The sequence below is a fragment of the Pseudomonas guariconensis genome (genome assembly GCF_015680235.1).
Classification (GTDB): domain Bacteria; phylum Pseudomonadota; class Gammaproteobacteria; order Pseudomonadales; family Pseudomonadaceae; genus Aquipseudomonas; species Aquipseudomonas guariconensis_A.
The window spans coordinates 1-20,705 of sequence record NZ_JADLJL010000032.1; the positions used below are offsets into that span (position 1 = coordinate 1).

Consider the following 20,705-nt stretch of genomic DNA (forward strand, 5'->3'; position numbering starts at 1 on the left):
TCCCACAGGTTCGGCGATCGGCGTCGTCCCTGTGGGAGCCGGCTTGCCGGCGATTGGGGCCTGACGCCTCAGGCATGCTCGACGAATACATCGGCAAACACCTGGTTCCTCGGCACCCCGGCAATGAACAGCCGCCGCGCGAACCGCTCCACACGCCCCGGCGCCCCGCACACCAATGCCACGGTCTGGCGTGACCCCAGGCGCAACCCCGCCAGCGCCTGCTCCCACTCCTCGACAACCACCTGCTGCACGCTCAGTTGCGCATACCGGCTCGCCAGTTCCTGCAACGGCGCGTCCAGGTAGAACCCGTGTCGATCCCGCGCCACATGCATCACCTTGATCTCGCCCTGGTGCCCCTGGCGCAACGCCTCGCGCAAGATGCCCCATAGCGGTGCAAGCCCGGTACCTGCCGCCAGCAGCCATAAAGGCCGTGCCTGCCAATCCGCGTCATAGTGCAGGGCCCCGCCACGCAGCTCGCCCAGGCGCAGTTCGGCGCCGAGGGCCAGTTGCCTGGCCTTGTCGCAAAAGGCACCCGGCTGGCGGCAGTCAAGGTGAAATTCCAGGAAGTCATCTTCACCCGGCAGGCTCGCCAGCGAGTAAGGCCGCGCCACGCCATCCAGCCACAGCACCAGATGCTGGCCTGCCTGGTAGCGCAATGGTCGCTCGGGGCGCAGGCGCAAGCGCAACACGGCACCGAACCAGGCCAGGTCGCACACCGTTGCGGCCAGGCCATCGAGGCGTGGGTCGAACACCGCCACGCGCAGGTCGCCCTGAACCTGGCACTGGCAAGCCAAGCGCCAGCCCTGCTCACGCTGCGCCGGGCTCAGGGCCTCGGGCATGGCCTCGAGCGGGTGGCCATCCAGGCATCGAACCAGGCAGGCATGGCAACTGCCGGCTCGGCAGCTGTAGGGCACGTTGACGCCGGCCTCGTTCAAGGCATCGAGCAGGTTGCTGGCGGCCGGCACCGTCCAGCGGCGTTCGCCGACGCAGAGTTCGGGCATGGTCAAACATCTCGTTCCGTTCAAAAATCGCCTGGGGCAGCATCGTCGGCGTACCGGCGATGCTGCGCAGCGGCCCTCATGCAACAGGATCGCACGTTCGCAGCAAAAAGAATGCCCGCCCCTTGCCGACCTTGGTCCAGACCACGCGCAGGTGTGCCGGGCACGGATGCGCGCTATACTGCCGCGCCCTTTTGCGTCGGCCACTGCCTGCCGGCGCGCCTTGCAAGGTGTTTCGACGCGCTGGTCGGCTGTGTCGGAAGTGCCTTTACGAAATGTTCCCGTCTTTAAGAGGAGCGCGCTGCATGACCGTGATCAAGCAAGACGACCTGATTCAGAGCGTTGCCGACGCCCTGCAATTCATCTCGTACTACCACCCCGTCGATTTCATCCAGGCGATGCACGAGGCCTACCTGCGTGAAGAGTCGCCCGCCGCACGCGACTCCATCGCCCAGATCCTGATCAACTCGCGCATGTGCGCCACCGGCCACCGCCCGATCTGCCAGGACACCGGCATCGTCACCGTGTTCGTGCGCGTCGGTATGGACGTACGCTGGGACGGCGCCACCCTGAGCGTCGACGACATGATCAACGAGGGTGTGCGCCGCGCCTACAACCTGCCTGAAAACGTCCTTCGCGCCTCGATCCTGGCGGACCCCGCCGGTGCCCGCAAGAACACCAAGGACAACACCCCGGCGGTCATCCACTACTCCATCGTCCCCGGCGACAAGGTCGAAGTCGACGTCGCGGCCAAGGGCGGCGGTTCGGAGAACAAATCGAAGATGGCCATGCTCAACCCGTCCGACTCGATCGTCGACTGGGTCCTGAAGACCGTGCCGACCATGGGCGCCGGCTGGTGCCCGCCGGGCATGCTGGGCATCGGCATCGGCGGCACCGCCGAGAAGGCGGCCGTGATGGCCAAGGAAGTGTTGATGGAATCCATCGACATCCATGAGCTCAAGGCCCGCGGCCCGCAGAACCGTATCGAGGAGCTGCGCCTGGAACTGTTCGAGAAGGTCAACCAGCTGGGCATCGGCGCCCAGGGCCTGGGCGGCCTGACCACCGTGCTCGACGTCAAGATCATGGACTACCCGACCCACGCCGCGTCGCTGCCGGTCTGCATGATCCCCAACTGCGCCGCCACCCGTCACGCCCACTTCGTGCTGGACGGCTCCGGCCCTGCCGAGCTGGAAGCGCCGTCGCTGGACGCCTACCCGGAAATCGTCTGGGAAGCCGGCCCGAGCGCCCGTCGCGTCAACCTCGACGCGATCACCCCGGAAGAAGTGGCCAGTTGGAAGCCGGGCGAGACCCTGCTGCTCAACGGCAAGATGCTCACCGGTCGCGATGCGGCGCACAAGCGCATGGTCGAGATGCTCAACCGTGGCGAAGAACTGCCGGTCGACCTCAAGGGTCGCTTCATCTACTACGTCGGCCCGGTCGACCCGGTCGGTGACGAAGTGGTAGGCCCTGCCGGCCCGACCACCGCGACCCGCATGGACAAGTTCACCCGCCAGATCCTCGAGCAGACCGGCTTGCTGGGCATGATCGGCAAGTCCGAGCGTGGCCCGACCGCCATCGAGGCGATCAAGGACAACAAGGCCGTGTACCTGATGGCCGTCGGCGGCGCCGCCTACCTGGTGGCCCAGGCGATCCGCAAGTCCCAGGTCCTGGCGTTCGCCGAGCTGGGCATGGAGGCGATCTACGAGTTCGAGGTCAAGGACATGCCGGTCACCGTCGCGGTGGACAGCAACGGCGAGTCGGTGCACATCACCGGCCCAGCCCTGTGGCAGAGCAAGATCGCCCAGAGTCTGGCGGTTGAAGTGAAGTAACCCTCGGGGCCGCTTTGCGGCCCTTTCGCGGCACAAGGCCGCTCCTACAGAGACCATACGAGACCTGTAGGAGCGGCCTTGTGCCGCGAACGGGCTGCAACGCATCTGCGCTATCAGCTCACGCATTCGAACTGCTCCGGCCAGTCGCGCCGGATGAATACCTGCCCCTCGCGCCGCACCTGGCGTACCGCGTCCAGATCCACCTCGCAGACCAGCCAACGGCTACGCGCCGGGCACAGCTCGGCACTCTCGGCGACCACCCCGTTGCTCGGCATGCCGTGATCCGGCGGCACGAACAGCCCTGCCCGCCCGATATTTTCATCCAACGCTGGCGACCAGGCCGCCATACCCACCGTTGGGCTTTGCAGAACCGCGATCTGGTTCTCCAATGCCCGTGCTTGGGCCCCAATGCGCACCCGGTGGTAGCCAGCCTCGGTGTCGGTGCAGCTCGGCGCCAGGATCAGGTCGGCGCCGCCTTCAGCCAAGTGGCGGGCCAGCATGGGGAACTCGTTGTCATAGCAGATCAGGATGCCCAGGCGCCCCAAGGCCGTGTCGAACACCTTGAGCCCTTGACCAGCCGCGATCCCCCACTGTTCCCGCTCGAAGCGGGTCATGATCAGCTTGTCCTGGTACCCGAGCACGCCGTCCGGGCCGAACAGCCAGGCACGGTTGCGATAGCAGCCATCGGCATCGAGCACCGGCAGGCTGCCCGGCTGAAGATAGATGCCCCAACGCCGGGCAATGCTTTCGCACAGCGCCAGCCAAGGCTCGACCAACGGCTGGATACCCGAAATGGAGCCCTTCAGGTCGCTGCGCTGATCCGACGCCAGCTGGCCGCTGAGCACCAGGCCTGCGTACTCCGGCAACAGCAGCAACTGTGCACCGCCCTCGACGGCCTCGGCGCACAAGGCCTGGAAGTGGTCGGCATAGGCCTCCCAGGTCTCGTGCAGCTCGATGGCGTACTGGCAGGCGGCGAGGCGGATCATATCGGCAGTTCCTTGAGCCAGAACGACATGATCTTGGACGACGCCTGTTCGTCGTCCAGGTCGCGCCAGGCGTAGGTCGTGCGCAGGGACGGGTCGTGAAGGAAGCCGCGGTTACGCCAGAATCCATGCAACGGCTTGTAATCCGAAGGCCGTCGCGGGTGCCCGGCCGGGCGTTCCACGGCGCAGAAGGCGCAATAGTCGAACTCGGCGAGCTTGTGGGCGTAGGACTCGCGCTCGATAAAGAAGCGCACGCCCAGCCCCTGGCCACGGTAGGCCGGCAACAGCACCGACTCGCCGAAGTAATAGACGCTGGCCGGGTCTCGTCCCTGGGCTAGGAACGGCTGCTGGAACTCGGGCGTTTCGTCGACCAGGGGCAGGCCGGTGGAGGCACCGACCACCTTGCCCTGGTCGATGGCCAGCACCGCCAGGCTACGCCCGGAGCGGGCATAAGTGGACAGGTAGTCGGCCTCGTACTCCGGCGTACCGTCGTAAAGGTAGGGAAACTCGCGGAACACCGTCAGGCGCAGGCGAGCGAGGTCATCGATGTAAGGCGCAATGGCTGCGCCGTGCAACAGGCGGATTTCCATGCGTAGCGGTCGTTTTGTCGATGTGGATGACGCGCTCGGCTAAGCCGGGCTTGAGGGGAAACCCTATCATCCGGGCCAAGCTATTCCCTTTCCCGTACACGACAGGAACATTGCCATGACCGCTACCGAGCTTGTGAACGCCTACTACGCAGCCTTTAACGCCGGGGACATGCCGACCTTCCTTGGTTTGTTGAGCGAGGACGTGATCCACGACATCAACCAGGGCGAGCGGCAGATGGGGAAGGCGGCGTTTGCCGGGTTCATGGAGAAGATGAACCGCTGCTACCGGGAGCGGCTGGCCGATATCGTGGTCATGCAGAATGCCGATGGCAGCCGGGCAGCAGCGGAGTTCACGGTGCACGGGGAGTACCTGGCCGATGACGAGGGCTTGCCGCCGGCCAAGGGGCAGACCTATGTGCTGCCGGCTGGAGCGTTCTTCTACATTCATTGCGGGAAGATTGCGCGGGTGACCAACTATTACAACTTGAACGATTGGATCGAGCAGGTTGGGTAGGGTTTTCTCTTTGGCTGGGCTGGGCGCCCTCATAGAACAACGCATAACTAGTGGATTTTTCGGGCTTTTCGGGAGCGGCACCGCCGCTCCCACAAGGGGGCGGCGTAGCCCGAACGGCTGGGTAATTTCCCACAGGGACGGCGCAAGCTCGAGAATTAGGCGGTCCCTGTAACAACCACTCAACCGACCCAACCAGCCGATCAGGAAATCCGCGTCCCAAGCACCTTGAGAAACGCCGCCAGCCAAGCCGGATGCGCTGGCCAGGCTGGCGCAGTCACCAGGTTCCCATCCACATGCGCCTGGTCCATGGCAATATCCACGAATCGCCCCCCCGCCAACCGCACTTCCGGCGCACATGCCGGGTACGCACTGCAGGCCCGCCCCTCCAGCACCCCGGCAGCCGCCAGCAATTGCGCCCCATGACACACCGCCGCAATCGGCTTGCCCGCCTGGTCGAACGCCTTCACCAACGCCAGCACCCGCTCGTCCAGCCGCAGGTATTCAGGCGCCCGCCCCCCTGGGATCAGCAACCCGTCGTACCCCTCGGCCCGCACCTGCACGAAGTCGTAGTTCAAGGCAAAGTTGTGCCCAGGCTTCTCGCTGTAGGTCTGGTCCCCCTCGAAATCATGGATCGCCGTGCGCACCGTCTGCCCCGCCAGCTTCTCCGGGCACACCGCATGCACCGTATGGCCGACCATCTTCAGGGCCTGGAACGGCACCATCACCTCGTAGTCCTCGACGAAGTCGCCCACCAGCATGAGAATCTTCTTGGCCGTCATCGCATCCACTCCTTTGCGTTGCATGGGAACAATCCCTGCACGATAGTCTGCTTCCACGCCGACGGGTATCCGCTGCAATGCTAATCGCGACGATTGAGCAGGTTGACCACCAGGCGGTCCAGCCACCCCCACATCCGCTGCTGCATACGGCGCCAGAACGGGCGAGCGTTCCAGCGCCCCAGGTCGACCTCCTGGCTGAGGCCAAAGTCCCGCTCGAAACTGGCCACCACCGCAGCAGTCAAGGGCGGGTCGAGGGCCTCGACGTTGGCCTCGAGGTTGAAGTGCAGGTTCCAGTGGTCGAAATTGCACGACCCGACACTGACCCAGTCGTCCACCAGCACCATCTTCAGGTGCAGGAAGCACGGTTGGTACTCGAAGATCCGTACGCCGGCGCGCAGCAGGCGCGGGTAGTAGCGGTGCCCGGCGTAGCGCACAGCCGGGTGGTCGGTGCGTGGGCCGGTAAGCAGAAGGCGCACGTCGATGCCTTTCTGCGCGGCGCGACGCAAGGAACGGCGCACGCTGAAGGTCGGCAGGAAATATGGCGTCGCCAGCCAGATGCGGCGTTGACCACTGTTCAAGGCACGCACCAGCGAATGCAGGATGTCCTGGTGCTGACGGGCGTCGGCATAGGCCACCCGGCCCATGCCCTGGCCCTGGGCCGGCACCCGTGGCAGGCGCGGCAGGCCGAAGCCTTCCGGCGGACGCCAGGCGGTACGTCTATTGTTGGCATGCCATTGGCGGTCGAACAACAACTGCCAGTCGGTGACGATCGGCCCCTCCATGCGCACCATCACTTCATGCCACTCGCTGGTGTCGACTCCCGGCGTCCAGAATTCATCCGTGACACCCGTGCCACCTACCACCGCCCAGCGCTCATCCACCAGCAGCAGTTTGCGGTGGTCACGGTAGAGGTTGCGAAACCCGCGTCGCCAGCGGATGCGGTTGTAGTAGCGCAGGTAGACCCCGGCGGCCTCCAGGCGCTCGCGCAAAGCCGAAGGGAATGCCAGCGAGCCGTAGTCGTCGAACAGGCAGCGCACCCGTACACCACGGGCAGCGGCCTGCTCCAGGGCCTCGACCACCGCCTCGGCACAGGCTCCCCCTTCCACCAGGTACAGTTCCAGGTCGATCTGGAACTCGGCGCGCACGATCGCCAGGAGCATGCGCGGGAAAAAATCGGGGCCGTCGATCAGCAGCTCGAATTCGTTGCCATCCCGCCAGGGGAAGACCGGCCCGGGCATGTCAGCGCGCGGAGAAGATCAGCACCGCGCTCACCGGCACCGATGGGCTGATGGAAGAGGCACCGGCGAGCTTGCGCAACGTCGCCAGGCCCGGCAGCAGGTCGAAGTCCTCGGCACGCAGCAACAAGGGCTCCAGGGTCACCACCTGGAAACGACGCTCGTCCAGGCGAGTGGCCAACAGCAGGGTGCTGTAGCTATGCGACTGGCCATGCAGGGTCACGGTCACCGGCAGGCGCAACTCCACCTGGGCACCGTTGGCCAGGTCGTTGATCGGGCCCAGGTCGATCTTTGCCTGCACCGTGGCTTCGGGGAACTTGGCGACTTCGAACAATTCCTTGCGCATGCGCTCGTCACGCAGCGGGATGCCGCCGCTGACCGAGTCCATCTCGATGCGCAGCTGCGCAGCGCCGTTACGATCCACTGTGCCGTGGAACACCAAAAAGCGGTGTACCTCGGCAGTATCCCCATTCTTGCTGGTGACGAAGGACAGGCGCGACGACTCACCATCGAGGTGCCAGTTGGCATGGGCGGGCAGGCACAGGGCCAGCAACAGGGCGGGTAACAGGCGGGGCAGCTTGAACATGGGAAATCCTGTGTAACAAGGCCGTCAACCTTACCCGCACGCCCTCACGGCAGCAAGCGGCAGCCCTCACGCGCGCCCTGCCAGGCCGCCTGGTGGCGACGCCCCAGGCCCTCAGCGAGTACATGCCGTTCGACGCTGTCTTCCTCCAGCCGCCCCAAGGGCAGGTACTGCTTCACGTACCCTCGGCAATAGGCCTGGTCGAAACCCATGACGAAGCGGCACGAGCAATACTCCTTCGCCGAGTACGCCGAGAGGATACCTGGGAAGTCCGCCAAGGCCTGGCGCTCGTACCAGGCCCAGGCCAGCAGGGCCAACACCAGCCCAGCCAATACGCGCTTCATGCACCCTCCCCGGCCATGGCCGACAATATTCGCTCGAGCAGCTCGTCGTGCCGGTAGCGGCCATCTCGGTCATCGGCGTAGCGCACGATCACCAGCTTTCGCGACGGCACGACATAGAGCGCCTGACCCCAGTGGCCAAGCGCAGCAAAAGTGTCCTCCGGCGCGCTGGGCCAAGGCCGGGAGCTACCCGGCAGAGGTTGGTTGAGCCACCAGTGCCCGCCGGGGTTGGCTTCGCCGGGAATCGCCTGGGCATGCGCAAACAGCTGTCGGTTGAAGGCCACCCAATCGGCCGGTAGCACTTGCCGGCCGTGCCACCGCCCATCACGCAGCATCAGCAGGCCGATGCGGGCAAGGTCGCGGGCACTGAGATAAAGGTACGAGGAACCCACGTAGGTACCGGCACCGTCACGCTCCCAGACCGCGCTGCGAATGCCCAGCGGCTCGAACAGCGCCTGCCAGGGATACGCCTCGTAACGACCTGGCACCAGCATGCCGCGTAGGGCCGCGGCCAGCAGGTTGCTGTCGCCGCTGGAGTAGCGAAAGCCTTCGCCAGGCGCCTGGGCAGCCGGCTGCGAGGCAGTGAAGGCCGCCATGTCGGTGTGACCCCGGGTATAGAGCATGGCCACCACCGATGACTTGAGCGGCGCGTATTCATAGTCCTCCTGCCAGGCCAGGCCACTGGCCCAGTGCAGCAGGTCGACCAGGCGTAACCGGGGGTGGGCGTGAAGCAGCGGGTAGTAGCGCGACGCCGGGTCCTCTAGAGCGAAGCGCCCCTCGCCGTAGGCAACGCCGAGGACGGTGGCGAGCACGCTCTTGCTCACCGACCAGGTCAGGTGCGCCGTGTCCGGCCCGGTGGGCGCGGTGTAACGTTCGTACAGGATGCGGCCATCGCGCACGATCAGCAGCGCATCGGTGCGTGCCCCTGTGCGCCCGCCCTCGTCACGTGGCGGGAAGGCGTACGCGTCCACCGCCTGCCAGTCGATCTTCGCAGGTTCACGGCTCCAGTTCGTCTCCGGCCACGGCTCGGCCCAAGCCGAAAGGCTCACCAGGCCCAGGACACCCAGCAGTTTCCCCAACACACCCATGGCCAGCCCTCACATCGCGGATCGGGCGAGCCTGCCAGGGTTTCATGACAGCCCGGCGGCGGCCCAGGCCTTCTGCAAACGTTTCTCCCGAGCCGCCGTGGCCAACGCCAGCACGCCCTGATCGCGCTGCCACAGCTGCGCCCATTGCGCCGGGCCTGCGGCCAGCGCCTTGTCGATGGCTTCACGCAGGCTCTGGAACTGGGCGAACAAGCCCCCCAGCAACAGGTGGCAGGCCGCACTGTCCGCGCATTGCCGGCTGCCTTCGGCGCAACCGCCCAGCAACCCCAGCAAACGCAGCTGCAGGTCCTGAGGCCAGCCGCTCTCCTGGCCGACGCCGTACAGCCAAGCCGCCAGTGCGGCGAGCACGTAAAGGTCCTCGAGGGAACGGAAGGGCTTGACGTAGGCGTCCCAACCGTCGCCTGCCAGTAGTTCGCAGCTGGCCTGGTGCAGTTGCAGGCGGGCATGCCCGACCTCGGGCATCAACGGCAACGTAGGCAAAGGCTCCAGTGTGACACCGGGCTCCCCTGGGTAGACCACGGCCAGTTGCAGGCGTGGCACCTCCCCCTGCCCTTCGCTGCGCGCGGCCACCAGCAACCATTCGGCCTCCAGGCCTGCGGTGACGAAATCCTTGCGGCCGGTCAGGCGCAGGTCCTCGAGGCGGGTCTGCATGTCCGCCGGCCGTACACTGCGCCGCTCGGTGGCACACAGGGCGCCCAAGCTGGCAGGGGCACTGGGCCAGAGCACGCGCAACGCCGCCTGGTAGCCCACCAGGAACGCCAGGCCGGGGGTGGCCATGGCCCGGCCGCCCAGTACGGCGAGTTCGAAAGGTGTGGCGTGCCCCAGCCGCTCGAGCAACGCGCCATGGCCTTCGCCCAGGGTGGCTGCCAGGGGTTGCCGGCAGGGGTCGTTGAGTCGTTGCAACCAGGCCATCGGGCACTCCTCGTCTGGGTTGTCACGCAAGCATCACCAAAGGTTCATGGGGGTGACACCGCGCATACCTAGGCTGACTTTGCACAACAAAGCCGACCGGCCGCAACCCTTTGGCTGGCTTAGGGAGACTCGCAATGACTCGGATCGCTCGCTCTGGCGACAACAGCACTGAACGCCGTCTGCAAGCCGAACGCCTGGTCGGCGCCGCGGCGCTGCAGGAAGCACAGGCCCTGCGCTTCAAGGTGTTCAGCGCCGAATTCCAGGCCAAGCTCAAGGGCGCTGAGCAGGGCCTGGACATGGATGACTACGATGTCCATTGCCGCCACATCGGCGTGCGCGACCTGGCCACCGGGCAATTGGTCGCCACCACCCGCCTGCTCGATCACCAGGCCGCCAGCAGCCTGGGCCGCTTCTACAGCGAAGAAGAATTCAGCCTGCACGGCCTGCTGCAACTGCAGGGGCCGATCCTGGAGCTCGGTCGCACCTGCGTCGACCCGGCCTACCGCAACGGCGGCACCATCGCCGTGCTCTGGGGCGAGCTCGCCGAAGTGCTCAACGAAGGCCGCTACAGCTACCTGATGGGTTGCGCCAGCATTCCCATGCAGGACGGTGGAGTGCAGGCCCATGCCATCATGCAGCGCCTGCGCGAACGCTACCTGTGCACCGAGCACCTGCGCGCCGAGCCGAAGAACCCACTGCCGAAGCTGGCCCTGCCGGGCAATGTGATTGCCGAGATGCCGCCCTTGCTCAAGGCCTACATGCGCCTGGGTGCCAAGATCTGCGGCGAGCCGTGCTGGGACGAGGACTTCCAGGTCGCCGACGTGTTCATCCTGCTCAAGCGCGACGACCTCTGTCCACGCTACGCCCGCCACTTCAAGGCGGCGGTCTGATGCCGAGCCTGCGGGTACTGGCCCGCCTTTCCCGCCTGGTGCTGGTCCTGCTGCTAGGCATGGCCATGGCCAGTGTCATCGCCTTGGGCGAGCGCCTGGGCCTGGACGCCTCCACCGAACGCCGCCAGCGCTGGACGTGCCTGTTCATGCAGCATCTGGTCGCGGCCCTGCCTTTCCAGGTACGCGTGGTGGGCAGCCTGCCGCAGCGGCCGATGCTGTGGGTCAGCAACCATGTGTCCTGGACCGACATTCCCCTGCTCGGCATGCTCACGCCGTTGTCGTTCCTGTCCAAGGCCGAAGTGCGGCATTGGCCGTTGGCAGGCTGGCTGGCGGAAAAGGCCGGTACGCTGTTCATCCGCCGTGGCGGTGGCGACGGCCAGCGACTGTCCCAGCAAATCGGCAACCAGTTGGGCGAACACAGGCCGTTGCTGATCTTCCCCGAAGGCACCACCACCGATGGCCGAAGCGTGCGCACCTTCCATGGCCGCCTGCTCGCCGGTGCCATCGACCAGGGCACACCGGTACAGCCAGTGGCGATCCAGTACCTGCGCGGCGGCGAGCCAGACCCGATCGCGCCCTTCATTGGCGACGACGACCTGGTTTCGCACCTGATGCGCCTGTTCGATCAACCGCCGGGCGAAGTGGTCATCCATTTGTTGCAGCCGATCGCGAGCGCCGGCCTAGAGCGGGCGGCCCTGGCGTTCCAGGCACAGCAGGCGGTTCACATGGCCTTGTTCGGGGTGGAAGATCTCGGCAGCGTGCCGCGGCGTCAGGCACGGGCGGCCTGAAGGCCCAATCGCGGGGCAAGCCCGCTCCCACAAGGGTCATCGCTAGCCGCTGGTTCTCTGTACGACAGCGCAGCCCGGAGGGCTGGGTATGATTTTGCGAGGTCCCGCGATCGGGCCGTCATTGGCAACGCCCAATTCACCTGCCCGCCGCCGCGAAGACCTGCAGCTGTGGATAAAACTCCCGGAAATCCGCCATCAACGGTTCGTATAGCGCGTCCAGCTCCTGCATCACCCCACTCATCCCCTCCGGTCGCGACAAGCGCCGGGCGATTCCGTTGAACACCTGCTCCAGCGTGGCGAAGTCGCCATAGGCACCCAACCAGTCATCGGCGGCCATGAACGGCGCGATCCGCGCCAGGCGCCCAGGCAATTCGGGTTCGGCCAGCAGCACCCGGTAAAAGCTTTGAGTGAATGCTGCCAGCGGCTGCTCGGCATAGTCGCTCCAGTGCCGGGCCAGGCAATGATCGAAGAACACGTCCAGGATGATCCCTGCATAACGCCGCCGTTCCCGCGGGAAACGCGCCAAAGCCGCCAGCACCAGGGGATGGCTGTCGGTGTAGCTGTCGATGTGCCGGTGCAGGCGGATCGCGGCCTCCAGCGCTGGCGGGAAGCGCCCCTCGAGCGAGCCTTTGACGAAGTCGCCATACAAGCTGCCCAGTAATTGCTGCGGCTCGTCGCCGCCTAGATGAAGGTGTGCAAGGTAGTTCATGGCGCCAGTCTAGCACTGCGGCCATCAATATCGTTATAACGCGATATAGCGATTCGCGCTCAGCTCAGAACATCTTCATATTTGTATATCGCGAAACATCGATTTATATTTCGCCACATCGCGATATAACGCTACACACCAAGAGCCACCTCCATGCCTCTCGATCTCGACGAAATAATAAAAGCCCTTTCCCACCCGGTAAGGCGAGAAATCCTCACCTGGCTGAAGGACCCGGCGGCGCAGTTTCCCGACCAGTACCACAGCACCGAGCACGGCGTGTGTGCCGGGCAGATCGACCAACGCTGCGGCCTGTCGCAGTCGACCGTCTCCGCCCACCTGGCCACCTTGCAGCGCGCGGGGCTGATCACCAGCCAGAAGATCGGCCAATGGCACTTCTTCAAACGCAACGAAGAAACCATCCAGGCCTTCCTCGAGCAAATGAGCCAGGAGCTCTGACCCGTACCTGTCTTGCCCTTCAACCAGCACGGCCGTGTGCCGGGCTGACAACCGCTCCCAATTGACTCACGCGAGGCTTAACAGATGACCACGCTTTTCGATCCGATCACCTTGGGCGACCTCGAGCTGCCCAACCGCATCATCATGGCCCCGCTGACCCGCTGCCGCGCCGACGAAGGCCGCGTGCCCAATGCGCTGATGGCCGAGTACTACGTGCAACGGGCCAGCGCCGGCCTGATTCTCAGCGAAGCCACCTCGGTGACGCCCATGGGCGTCGGCTACCCGGACACACCCGGTATCTGGTCCGACGAGCAGGTACGCGGCTGGACCAACATCACCAAGGCCGTGCATGGCGCCGGCGGGCGCATTTTCCTGCAGCTGTGGCATGTGGGCCGTATCTCCCATCCCACCTACCTCAATGGTGAGCTGCCGGTGGCCCCGAGCGCGATCCAGCCCAAGGGCCACGTCAGCCTGGTTCGCCCGATCACCGGGTACCCGACGCCACGCGCCCTGGAGACCGAAGAGATCAGCGACATCGTCGAGGCCTACCGCACCGGTGCCGAGAACGCCAAAGCGGCCGGCTTCGACGGCGTCGAGATCCATGGCGCCAATGGCTACCTGCTCGACCAGTTCCTGCAGAGCAGCACTAACCAGCGCACGGACCGTTATGGCGGCTCGCTGGAGAACCGTGCGCGCCTGCTGCTGGAAGTGACCGATGCGGCCATCGAGGTGTGGGGGGCCAACCGCGTGGGCGTGCACCTGGCGCCACGGGCAGACTCCCATGACATGGGGGATGCAGACCGTGCCGAGACCTTCACCTACGTGGCCCGGGAACTGGGCAAGCGTGGCGTGGCATTCATCTGCTCACGGGAGAAGGAAGCCGACGACAGCATCGGTACGCTGATCAAGGAAGCCTTCGGCGGGCCGTACATCGTCAACGAGCGCTTCGACAAGGCCAGCGCCAACGCCGCATTGGCCAACGGCAAGGCCGATGCGGTGGCCTTCGGCATTCCGTTCATCGCCAACCCGGACCTACCCGCCCGCCTGGCCGCCGATGCGCCGCTGAACGAGCCACACCCGGAAACCTTCTATGCCAAGGGGCCGGTGGGGTACATCGATTACCCGCGGATGTAAGCAAGTCGGCTCTTAGGGAACGACCCATGACTATTTGATGTTATGGGTCTGTTGTGGGAGCGGCGGTGCGGCGATCCCACAGGGACTTTGATGCGATCGTTCAGGGCCGGGCGTTGATCTGCTGTTGCAGGTTCTGGATCTGGCTCTGCAGGGTATTGAGGCTACGGGTGGTCTGCCCGCGGAATGCATCGAATTCCTGCACCGAGGCACCACCGGCGGCCGGTGCCGGACGGTTGTCGATCTGGCTCTTGAGCACCAGGATGTCTTGTTCCAGGCCCTGGATCGCCGCGTTCGGGTTGCCCTGCTTCTTCAGCGCAGCCACCTCGTTGTTCAGGCTCTTGAGCTGGGCGTCGATCCTGCCGCCATCCACCTGCCCCGACTTCAGAGCTGCCAGTTCACCATTGACGGCCTTGAGCTGGGCCTCCAGCTGACCTTGCAGCGCAGTGATGGTCTTTTGCTGCTGCGCCATCGCGTCCTGCTGTGCGCGGGCATCGGCCAGCACTTTTTCCAGGCGCTTGCCCAGATCGCCGGTCTGCCCGGCCACGCCCTGTTGCTGGGTACGTGCCTCGGCCAGGCTGGCCTGCAGCTTGCGAATCTGCAGCTTCAGCGCTTCGCTGCCGGTACTGGCACTGGACTCGGTGGCATCGACCTTGCCGCTGATCGCTTGCAGGCGCCCGGCCGCCTCTTCGCTGATGCGCGCGAAGCTTTCCTGAGTCGCCACCAACTGCTGTTCCATCAGCGAGATCTGCTGGAAGCTCCACCAGCCCAGGCCCGCCAGGGCAATGAAGGATGCCCCGAGCAACGCCCACAGCGGCCCGTTGCTGGCCGGGCGCGCCGCCTTCTCGCGGCTGCGCGCCACCCGTGCGGGCAACAGCTCGTCATCGTCAGGAGTGCCGGCGCGCAGGACAGGCACGTCGTCGAAATCGTCGTGGACATTGTTACGCATGGGTACGTTCAACCGCGGTAGTAGTAGCAAAGGGGCAGTAGTATAAACCGCTCACGCGGCGCTCTGATGACCATCATCCGTTCGACTGGTTCACCCAGTGCCCGACTGCGCCTTCCACCAGGCGCAGAATTCATCCAGCGCGGTCCACAGGCTGACCTTCGGGCGATAGTCCAGGTACTGCCGGGCACGGCTGATATCCAGGGTGAAATCCTTGCTCATCACCTGCGCGCTCAGGCGCGACAAGGTCGGCTGGGGGCGCCCAGGCCAGAGTAGGCAGGCCGCCTCGTTCAGCGCGCCCAGGCTATAGGCCAGCCCGGGGGCACGGTAGCGGGTAACCGGCGGCAACTGCATCTGGCGCATCACATAGTTGACCACGTCCCACACCGGCAGAGGGTGGCCGTTGCTGATGTTGTAGGCCTGTCCGAGGGCCTCTTCATCGGCGAACAGGGCGCTGAGCAGGGCCTCGTTGAGGTTGTGCACGCTGGTGAAGTCGGCCTTGTTCAGGCCATTGCCGATGATCGCCAGGCGCCCCTTGCGCTGCATCTGCATCAAGCGCGGGAAGATACTGGCATCGCCCGCCCCAGTGACGAAGCGCGGCCGCAGGGCCAGCACCTCCAGGCCGAACTCCTGGGCACCGAACACCTTCTGCTCGGCCAGGTGCTTGGTCGTCGCATAGTGGTCATGCAAGCGACGCGGCACCTGGTCCTCACGGATATCCAGGCGCGAACGGCCATTGAAGTAGATCGACGGCGAAGACAGGTGCACCAGGCGGCGCACACGTTCCTTCAGGCACCCCTCCACTACGTTCTCGGTGACCACCACGTTGCCCTGGTGGAAGTCTTGGTAGCGCCCCCAATGCCCGACTGCGCCCGCGCAATGCACCACCGCATCGATGCCTTGGCACAGGCGTCGGGCCAGCTCGGCATCGGTCAGGTCGCCGGGCATGAATTCGGCGCCACGCTTGACCAGGTGCTCCACGCCCTCGGCACGCCGGCCATTGACCCGTACATCCAGGCCCTGCTCCAGGGCGAAACGCGCAAAGCGCCCGCCAATGAAGCCGCTCGCGCCGGTGACCAGAATTCGCATGTAAGACTCCGCCTTGCCAGATTACAGATGCAGCTGACGTCGCCCGCGCCTACAAGGGCACCAGCCAGCCCGGCGCCGTCTGGCGCAGGTGTTCGGTCAACTGGGCGAGCAGTTGCCCGCCATTGCGCCAATGATGCCAGTACAACGGCACGTCGATGGGGGTATCGGCGCAGATTTCCACCAGTTGGCCCGTGGCCAACTGCTTCTGCGCCTGCAGCTCCGGCACCAACCCCCAGCCCAGGCCGGCTTCGGTCATGCGCAGGAAGCCTTCCGAAGAAGGGCACAGGTGGTGCAGGAAACCGTCCTGGATCCCCAGGGACGCCAGGTAGCGGTGCTGCAGGAAGTCATCTGGCCCGTATACCACCGCCGGGATACGCGCCAGGCGCCGGGCCTCGAAGCCCAGGGCAAAATGCCGCGCCATGAACGCCGGGCTGGCCAGCGCTCGGTAGCGCATCGCCCCCAGGGGCAGGCTGCGCGCCCCAGCCACCGGCCGCTCGCTGCCGCACAGGCAGGCCGCCACCTCGCCTGCGCGCATACGCTTGAGGCCGACCTCCTGGTCTTCCACCACCAAGTCCAGCAACACCTGCTGGCCGGCGCAGAAGTCGCCCACCGCACCGGCCCACCAAGTGGCTAGGCTGTCGGCGTTCAAGGCGATGCGCAGGCGTTCCGGCATGCCCGCTTCGTCCAGCGCCGGAACCTGGCGCTGCAAGTCGCGCTCGAGCAGGCGCACCTGCTGCACATGGTTGAGCAACTGGCGCCCCACCTCGGTGGGGCTGGGCGGCGTGGCACGCACCAGCACCGGTTGCCCGACCCGCGCCTCGAGCAACTTGATGCGCTGGGAAATGGCCGACTGGGACAGGCCCAGGACCTGCGCCGCACGCTCGAAACCGCCTTGTTCGATGACCGCGGCGAGGGCGGCCAGCAGCTTGTAATCGAACATCGATTTCCCTAATGCCTGATCAGCTTTATTTGTTTTTCTTATACAGCGCCTTTGCCCACAATGGCCAGCATCTTCTTTGGCAATAAACGCCGCGCATCGCCCGGCGTCCGTGGAGTGTTCCCGCTATGTGGCAAAGCTATCTGAACGGCATGCTGGTGGCCTTCGGCCTGATCATGGCCATCGGCGCGCAGAACGCCTTCGTCCTGGCCCAGAGCCTGCGCCGTGAACACCACCTGCCGGTGGCCGCGTTGTGCATCCTCTGCGATGCCATCCTGGTCGCCGCCGGGGTGTTCGGCCTGGCCACGGTGCTGGCCCATAATCCGACATTGCTGGCGGTGGCCCGCTGGGGTGGCGCGGTATTCCTGATCTGGTATGGCGCCAAGGCCCTGCGCAGCGCCTGCTCCAAGCAGAGCCTGCAGCACCAGGAGGGCCAGGGCGTGCGCTCGCGCCGTGCGGTGCTGCTCAGTGCCCTGGCCGTGACGCTGCTCAACCCGCACGTCTACCTGGATACCGTGCTACTGATCGGCTCGCTGGGCGCCCAGCAGACCGTGCCGGGCGCCTACGTGGCCGGCGCCGCCAGTGCCTCGCTGGTATGGTTCTCGACCCTGGCCCTCGGCGCGGCCTGGCTGGCCCCCTGGCTGGCCCGCCCGACCACTTGGCGCCTGCTCGACCTGATGGTGGCGGTAATGATGTTCGCGGTGGCAGCGCAGTTGATCTTGAACTGAGCAGGTATCCGTATCGCCAAGGCAAACACCACCGGTCGGTATCGCCCACCACTGGGGAACCTCTATTCCCTATCTTTGTTGCGTGGTTATGCGCCGGGGCCGGTGCTATGATCCAGCCCTTGCGTCGCAAAGAGTACAAACTCCCCGACGCACACCGGGCCGCCCGTGATCGGCCTTGCGCAAACCGCACACAGACCTGAATCAGGAGATCCACCATGGCTTTTGAATTGCCGCCGCTGCCATACGCCCACGATGCCCTGCAGCCGCACATCTCCAAGGAAACCCTGGAGTATCACCACGACAAGCACCACAACACCTATGTCGTGAACCTGAACAACCTGGTCCCAGGCACCGAATTCGAAGGCAAGACCCTGGAAGAGATCGTCAAGACCTCTTCGGGTGGCATCTTCAACAACGCCGCTCAAGTCTGGAACCACACCTTCTACTGGAACTGCCTGTCGCCGAACGGCGGTGGCCAGCCGACCGGCGCCCTGGCCGATGCCATCACCAAGGCTTTCGGTTCCTTCGACAAGTTCAAGGAAGAGTTCACCAAGACCTCCGTCGGCACCTTCGGCTCCGGCTGGGGGTGGCTGGTGAAGAAGGCCGACGGTTCCCTGGCCCTGGCCAGCACCATCGGCGCCGGCAACCCGCTGACCAGCGGCGACACCCCGCTGCTGACCTGCGACGTCTGGGAACACGCCTACTACATCGACTACCGCAACCTGCGTCCGAAGTACGTCGAGGCGTTCTGGCAGCTGGTCAACTGGGACTTCGTTGCCCAGCAGTTCGAAGGCAACACCTTCAAGGCCTGATCGCCTGGGTAGCCTTCGCTGAAAAATCCGACGCCTTGGCGTCGGATTTTTTTTGCCCGCTCACCTGACGTGAAACTCCATCCCTTACCTCTTGCCCCTCCCCGATAGCGCGCTAACATCAATCATCTGGAAAGTTGACAATCGCGCACTCAAGTCACCCGCCACCTCAACCGATACATTGCCAACAGGGACCATGAAGGTCCTCTCGCTTGCCGCGGCAACAAGGTCGATCGTGTATCGCCAAGGCTAAATGGCAAAATAATGGCACGCGCATGGATTAAGGAAACCCCATTGAAGCTGGAATTTCGGAACAGCTTATCGGTCAAGTTGCTCAGGGTCGTGCTGCTCTCGGCGCTGGCCGTCGGTATCGTTCTGAGCTGCGCGCAGATCGTCTACGACGCCTACAAGACCCGCCAGTCAGTCAACAACGACGCCCAACGCATTCTCGACATGTTCCGCGACCCGTCCACCCAGGCCGTATACAGCTTGGACCGGGAGATGGGCATGCAGGTCGTGGAAGGCCTGTTCCAGGACGAATCCGTGCGCATCGCCTCCATCGGCCACCCCAACGAAACCATGCTGGCGGAAAAGTCCCGCCCGCTACAAGACACGCCCGTGCGCTGGCTGACCGACCTGATCCTCGGCCAAGAGCGCACCTTCACCACCCAGTTGGTCGGCCGTGGCCCTTACAGCGAATACTATGGCGACCTGAGCATCACCCTGGACACCGCCGACTATGGCGAGGGCTTCCTGGTCAATGCCGTGATCATCTTCATTTCCGGCGTACTGCGCGCGCTGGCCCTGGGCCTGGTGCTGTACCTGGTGTACCACTGGTTGCTGACCCGCCCGTTGTCGAGGATCATCGAGCACCTCACCCAGATCAACCCCGACCGCCCCAGCCAGCACCAGATCCCATCGCTCAAGGGCCACGAAAAGAACGAACTGGGCCAATGGGTCAATACCGCCAACCAGCTGCTGGCCTCCATCGAACGCAATACCCACCTGCGCCACGAGGCCGAGAACAGCCTGCAGCGCATGGCCCAGTACGACTTCCTCACCGGCCTGCCCAACCGCCAGCAATTACAACAGCAACTGGACAAGATCCTCGTCGACGGCGGGCGCCTGCAACGGCGTGTCGCCGTGCTGTGCGTGGGCCTGGACGACTTCAAAAGCATCAACGAGCAGTTCACCTACCAGGTCGGTGACCAACTGCTGCTGGCCCTGGCCGACCGCCTGCGGGCCCACAGCGGGCGGTTGGGTGCACTGGCGCGGCTCGGGGGCGACCAGTTCGCCCTGGTCCAGGCCGACATCGACCAACCCTACGAAGCCGCCGAGCTGGCCCAGAGCATCCTCGACGACCTGGAAGTCCCCTTCGCTGTCGACCACCAGCACATTCGCCTGCGCGCCACCATCGGCATCACGCTGTTCCCCGAGGATGGCGACAGCACCGAAAAGCTGCTGCAAAAGGCCGAGCAGACCATGACCCTGGCCAAGGCCCGTTCGCGCAACCGCTACCAGTTCTACATCGCCAGCGTGGACAGCGAGATGCGCCGTCGCCGCGAGCTGGAAAAGGACCTGCGCGAAGCCCTGCCGCGCAACCAGCTGTACCTGGTGTACCAGCCACAGGTCAGCTATCGCGACCATCGTGTGGTGGGCGTCGAGGCGCTGCTGCGCTGGCAGCACGCGGAGCTGGGCATGGTCCCACCGGACCAGTTCATTCCCCTGGCCGAGCAGAACGGCAGCATCGTCGCCATTGGCGAATGGGTACTCGACCAGGCTTGCCGCCAGCTACGCGAATGGCATGACCAGGGGTTCACCGAGTTGCGCATGGCGGTCAACCTCTCGACCGTGCAACTGCACCACAGCGAACTGCCGCGGGTGGTCAACAACCTGCTGCAGATCTACCGCCTGCCCCCGCGCAGCCTGGAGCTGGAAGTGACCGAGACCGGCCTGATGGAAGACATCAGCACCGCCGCCCAGCACCTGCTGAGCCTGCGCCGCTCCGGGGCGCTGATCGCCATCGACGACTTCGGCACCGGTTACTCCTCGCTCAGCTACTTGAAGTCGCTGCCGCTGGACAAGATCAAGATCGACAAGAGCTTCGTCCAGGACCTGCTCGACGACGATGACGACGCCACCATCGTGCGAGCCATCATCCAGCTGGGCAAGAGCCTGGGCATGCAGGTGATCGCCGAGGGCGTGGAGTCGGCCGAGCAGGAGGCCTACATCATTGCCCAGGGCTGCCACGAAGGTCAGGGCTACCACTACAGCAAGCCCTTGAACGCCCGCGAACTGACCGTCTTCCTCAAGCATGCGCAACGCAACCAGGCCACGGTGACCTAGACCCAA

Annotated in this window: 22 protein-coding genes; 9 read left to right on the top strand and 13 right to left on the bottom strand. The window is 65.1% G+C overall.

What is annotated here, in order from left to right:
* Positions 1–68: 68 nt before the first annotated feature.
* On the bottom strand, positions 69–1,001 hold the full coding sequence (locus IRZ56_RS18590; RefSeq protein WP_196146277.1) for an iron-sulfur-binding ferredoxin reductase: 933 nt from the start codon (positions 999–1,001) through the stop codon (positions 69–71).
* Between the two features lie 302 nt (positions 1,002–1,303).
* On the opposite strand from IRZ56_RS18590, the gene IRZ56_RS18595 reads away from it, so the two are divergent.
* Complete coding sequence (locus IRZ56_RS18595) at positions 1,304–2,827, top strand: fumarate hydratase (protein ID WP_070094654.1); 1,524 nt, start codon at positions 1,304–1,306, stop codon at positions 2,825–2,827.
* A 113-nt stretch (positions 2,828–2,940) separates the two neighbouring features.
* On the opposite strand, the gene IRZ56_RS18600 is transcribed toward IRZ56_RS18595, so the two are convergent.
* Complete coding sequence (locus tag IRZ56_RS18600; protein ID WP_196146278.1) at positions 2,941–3,813, bottom strand: carbon-nitrogen hydrolase family protein; 873 nt, start codon at positions 3,811–3,813, stop codon at positions 2,941–2,943.
* On the bottom strand, positions 3,810–4,400 hold the full coding sequence (locus IRZ56_RS18605; RefSeq protein ID WP_196146279.1) for a GNAT family acetyltransferase: 591 nt from the start codon (positions 4,398–4,400) through the stop codon (positions 3,810–3,812). Before IRZ56_RS18605 ends, IRZ56_RS18600 begins: the two co-directional genes overlap by 4 nt.
* Positions 4,401–4,515: 115 nt before the next feature.
* On the opposite strand from IRZ56_RS18605, the gene IRZ56_RS18610 reads away from it, so the two are divergent.
* Positions 4,516–4,914 carry a nuclear transport factor 2 family protein gene (locus IRZ56_RS18610; protein ID WP_196146280.1) on the top strand — a complete coding sequence of 133 codons (399 nt, stop codon included), beginning with the start codon at positions 4,516–4,518 and terminating at the stop codon, positions 4,912–4,914.
* Positions 4,915–5,114: 200 nt separating this feature from the next.
* Here IRZ56_RS18610 and IRZ56_RS18615 read toward each other — a convergent pair whose 3' ends face one another.
* From IRZ56_RS18615 to IRZ56_RS18640, 6 genes are all read right to left on the bottom strand, one after another.
* A complete protein-coding gene (locus IRZ56_RS18615) occupies positions 5,115–5,693 on the bottom strand; it encodes a DJ-1/PfpI family protein (RefSeq protein WP_196146322.1) in 579 nt (192 codons plus the stop codon).
* A gap of 80 nt (positions 5,694–5,773) precedes the next feature.
* Complete coding sequence (locus IRZ56_RS18620; RefSeq protein WP_196146281.1) at positions 5,774–6,931, bottom strand: phospholipase D-like domain-containing protein; 1,158 nt, start codon at positions 6,929–6,931, stop codon at positions 5,774–5,776.
* A 1-nt stretch (position 6,932) separates the two neighbouring features.
* The gene (locus IRZ56_RS18625) at positions 6,933–7,514 is read right to left on the bottom strand and encodes a YceI family protein (protein ID WP_196146282.1); all 582 of its coding nucleotides are present in this window, start codon (positions 7,512–7,514) and stop codon (positions 6,933–6,935) included.
* Positions 7,515–7,558: 44 nt separating this feature from the next.
* Positions 7,559–7,855, bottom strand: a complete 297-nt coding sequence (locus IRZ56_RS18630; RefSeq protein ID WP_196146283.1) for an amidase — start codon at positions 7,853–7,855, stop codon at positions 7,559–7,561.
* Positions 7,852–8,940: a serine hydrolase domain-containing protein gene (locus IRZ56_RS18635; protein ID WP_419183263.1), complete on the bottom strand. Its 1,089-nt coding sequence runs from the start codon at positions 8,938–8,940 to the stop codon at positions 7,852–7,854. Before IRZ56_RS18635 ends, IRZ56_RS18630 begins: the two co-directional genes overlap by 4 nt.
* A 42-nt stretch (positions 8,941–8,982) precedes the next feature.
* Positions 8,983–9,870, bottom strand: coding sequence for an acyl-CoA dehydrogenase (locus IRZ56_RS18640; RefSeq protein ID WP_196146284.1), 888 nt, complete (start codon positions 9,868–9,870; stop codon positions 8,983–8,985).
* Positions 9,871–10,004: 134 nt separating this feature from the next.
* Here IRZ56_RS18640 and olsB point away from each other — a divergent pair, with 134 nt between their 5' ends.
* Together olsB and IRZ56_RS18650 are read left to right on the top strand one after the other, a co-directional pair.
* Entirely contained in the window at positions 10,005–10,760 is a 756-nt protein-coding gene (gene olsB, locus IRZ56_RS18645) for an L-ornithine N(alpha)-acyltransferase (RefSeq protein WP_196146285.1), read from the top strand.
* The gene (locus IRZ56_RS18650) at positions 10,760–11,548 is read left to right on the top strand and encodes a lysophospholipid acyltransferase family protein (protein WP_196146286.1); all 789 of its coding nucleotides are present in this window, start codon (positions 10,760–10,762) and stop codon (positions 11,546–11,548) included. Before olsB ends, IRZ56_RS18650 begins: the two co-directional genes overlap by 1 nt.
* A 136-nt stretch (positions 11,549–11,684) precedes the next feature.
* Here the strand turns inward: IRZ56_RS18650 and IRZ56_RS18655 are convergent, their stop codons facing one another.
* The gene (locus IRZ56_RS18655) at positions 11,685–12,257 is read right to left on the bottom strand and encodes an ACP phosphodiesterase (protein ID WP_196146287.1); all 573 of its coding nucleotides are present in this window, start codon (positions 12,255–12,257) and stop codon (positions 11,685–11,687) included.
* A 153-nt stretch (positions 12,258–12,410) separates the two neighbouring features.
* On the opposite strand from IRZ56_RS18655, the gene IRZ56_RS18660 reads away from it, so the two are divergent.
* Both IRZ56_RS18660 and IRZ56_RS18665 read left to right on the top strand, forming a co-directional pair.
* Positions 12,411–12,713, top strand: a complete 303-nt coding sequence (locus tag IRZ56_RS18660) for an ArsR/SmtB family transcription factor (protein ID WP_196146288.1) — start codon at positions 12,411–12,413, stop codon at positions 12,711–12,713.
* An 84-nt stretch (positions 12,714–12,797) separates the two neighbouring features.
* Positions 12,798–13,847, top strand: coding sequence for an alkene reductase (locus IRZ56_RS18665; protein WP_196146289.1), 1,050 nt, complete (start codon positions 12,798–12,800; stop codon positions 13,845–13,847).
* A gap of 100 nt (positions 13,848–13,947) precedes the next feature.
* Here IRZ56_RS18665 and IRZ56_RS18670 read toward each other — a convergent pair whose 3' ends face one another.
* The 3 genes from IRZ56_RS18670 to IRZ56_RS18680 form a co-directional block, all read right to left on the bottom strand.
* Positions 13,948–14,793: an ATPase gene (locus IRZ56_RS18670; RefSeq protein ID WP_196146290.1), complete on the bottom strand. Its 846-nt coding sequence runs from the start codon at positions 14,791–14,793 to the stop codon at positions 13,948–13,950.
* 90 nt (positions 14,794–14,883) lie between these two features.
* A complete protein-coding gene (locus tag IRZ56_RS18675; protein ID WP_196146291.1) occupies positions 14,884–15,879 on the bottom strand; it encodes an NAD-dependent epimerase/dehydratase family protein in 996 nt (331 codons plus the stop codon).
* 49 nt (positions 15,880–15,928) lie between these two features.
* Positions 15,929–16,819, bottom strand: coding sequence for a LysR family transcriptional regulator ArgP (locus IRZ56_RS18680; protein WP_196146292.1), 891 nt, complete (start codon positions 16,817–16,819; stop codon positions 15,929–15,931).
* A 125-nt stretch (positions 16,820–16,944) separates the two neighbouring features.
* Between IRZ56_RS18680 and IRZ56_RS18685 the strand changes: the two genes are divergently transcribed.
* From IRZ56_RS18685 to IRZ56_RS18695, 3 genes are all read left to right on the top strand, one after another.
* The gene (locus tag IRZ56_RS18685) at positions 16,945–17,544 is read left to right on the top strand and encodes a LysE/ArgO family amino acid transporter (RefSeq protein ID WP_196146293.1); all 600 of its coding nucleotides are present in this window, start codon (positions 16,945–16,947) and stop codon (positions 17,542–17,544) included.
* 215 nt (positions 17,545–17,759) lie between these two features.
* Positions 17,760–18,356, top strand: a complete 597-nt coding sequence (locus IRZ56_RS18690) for a superoxide dismutase (protein WP_084855819.1) — start codon at positions 17,760–17,762, stop codon at positions 18,354–18,356.
* Positions 18,357–18,647: 291 nt separating this feature from the next.
* On the top strand, positions 18,648–20,699 hold the full coding sequence (locus tag IRZ56_RS18695; protein WP_196146294.1) for a putative bifunctional diguanylate cyclase/phosphodiesterase: 2,052 nt from the start codon (positions 18,648–18,650) through the stop codon (positions 20,697–20,699).
* Positions 20,700–20,705: the final 6 nt, after the last annotated feature.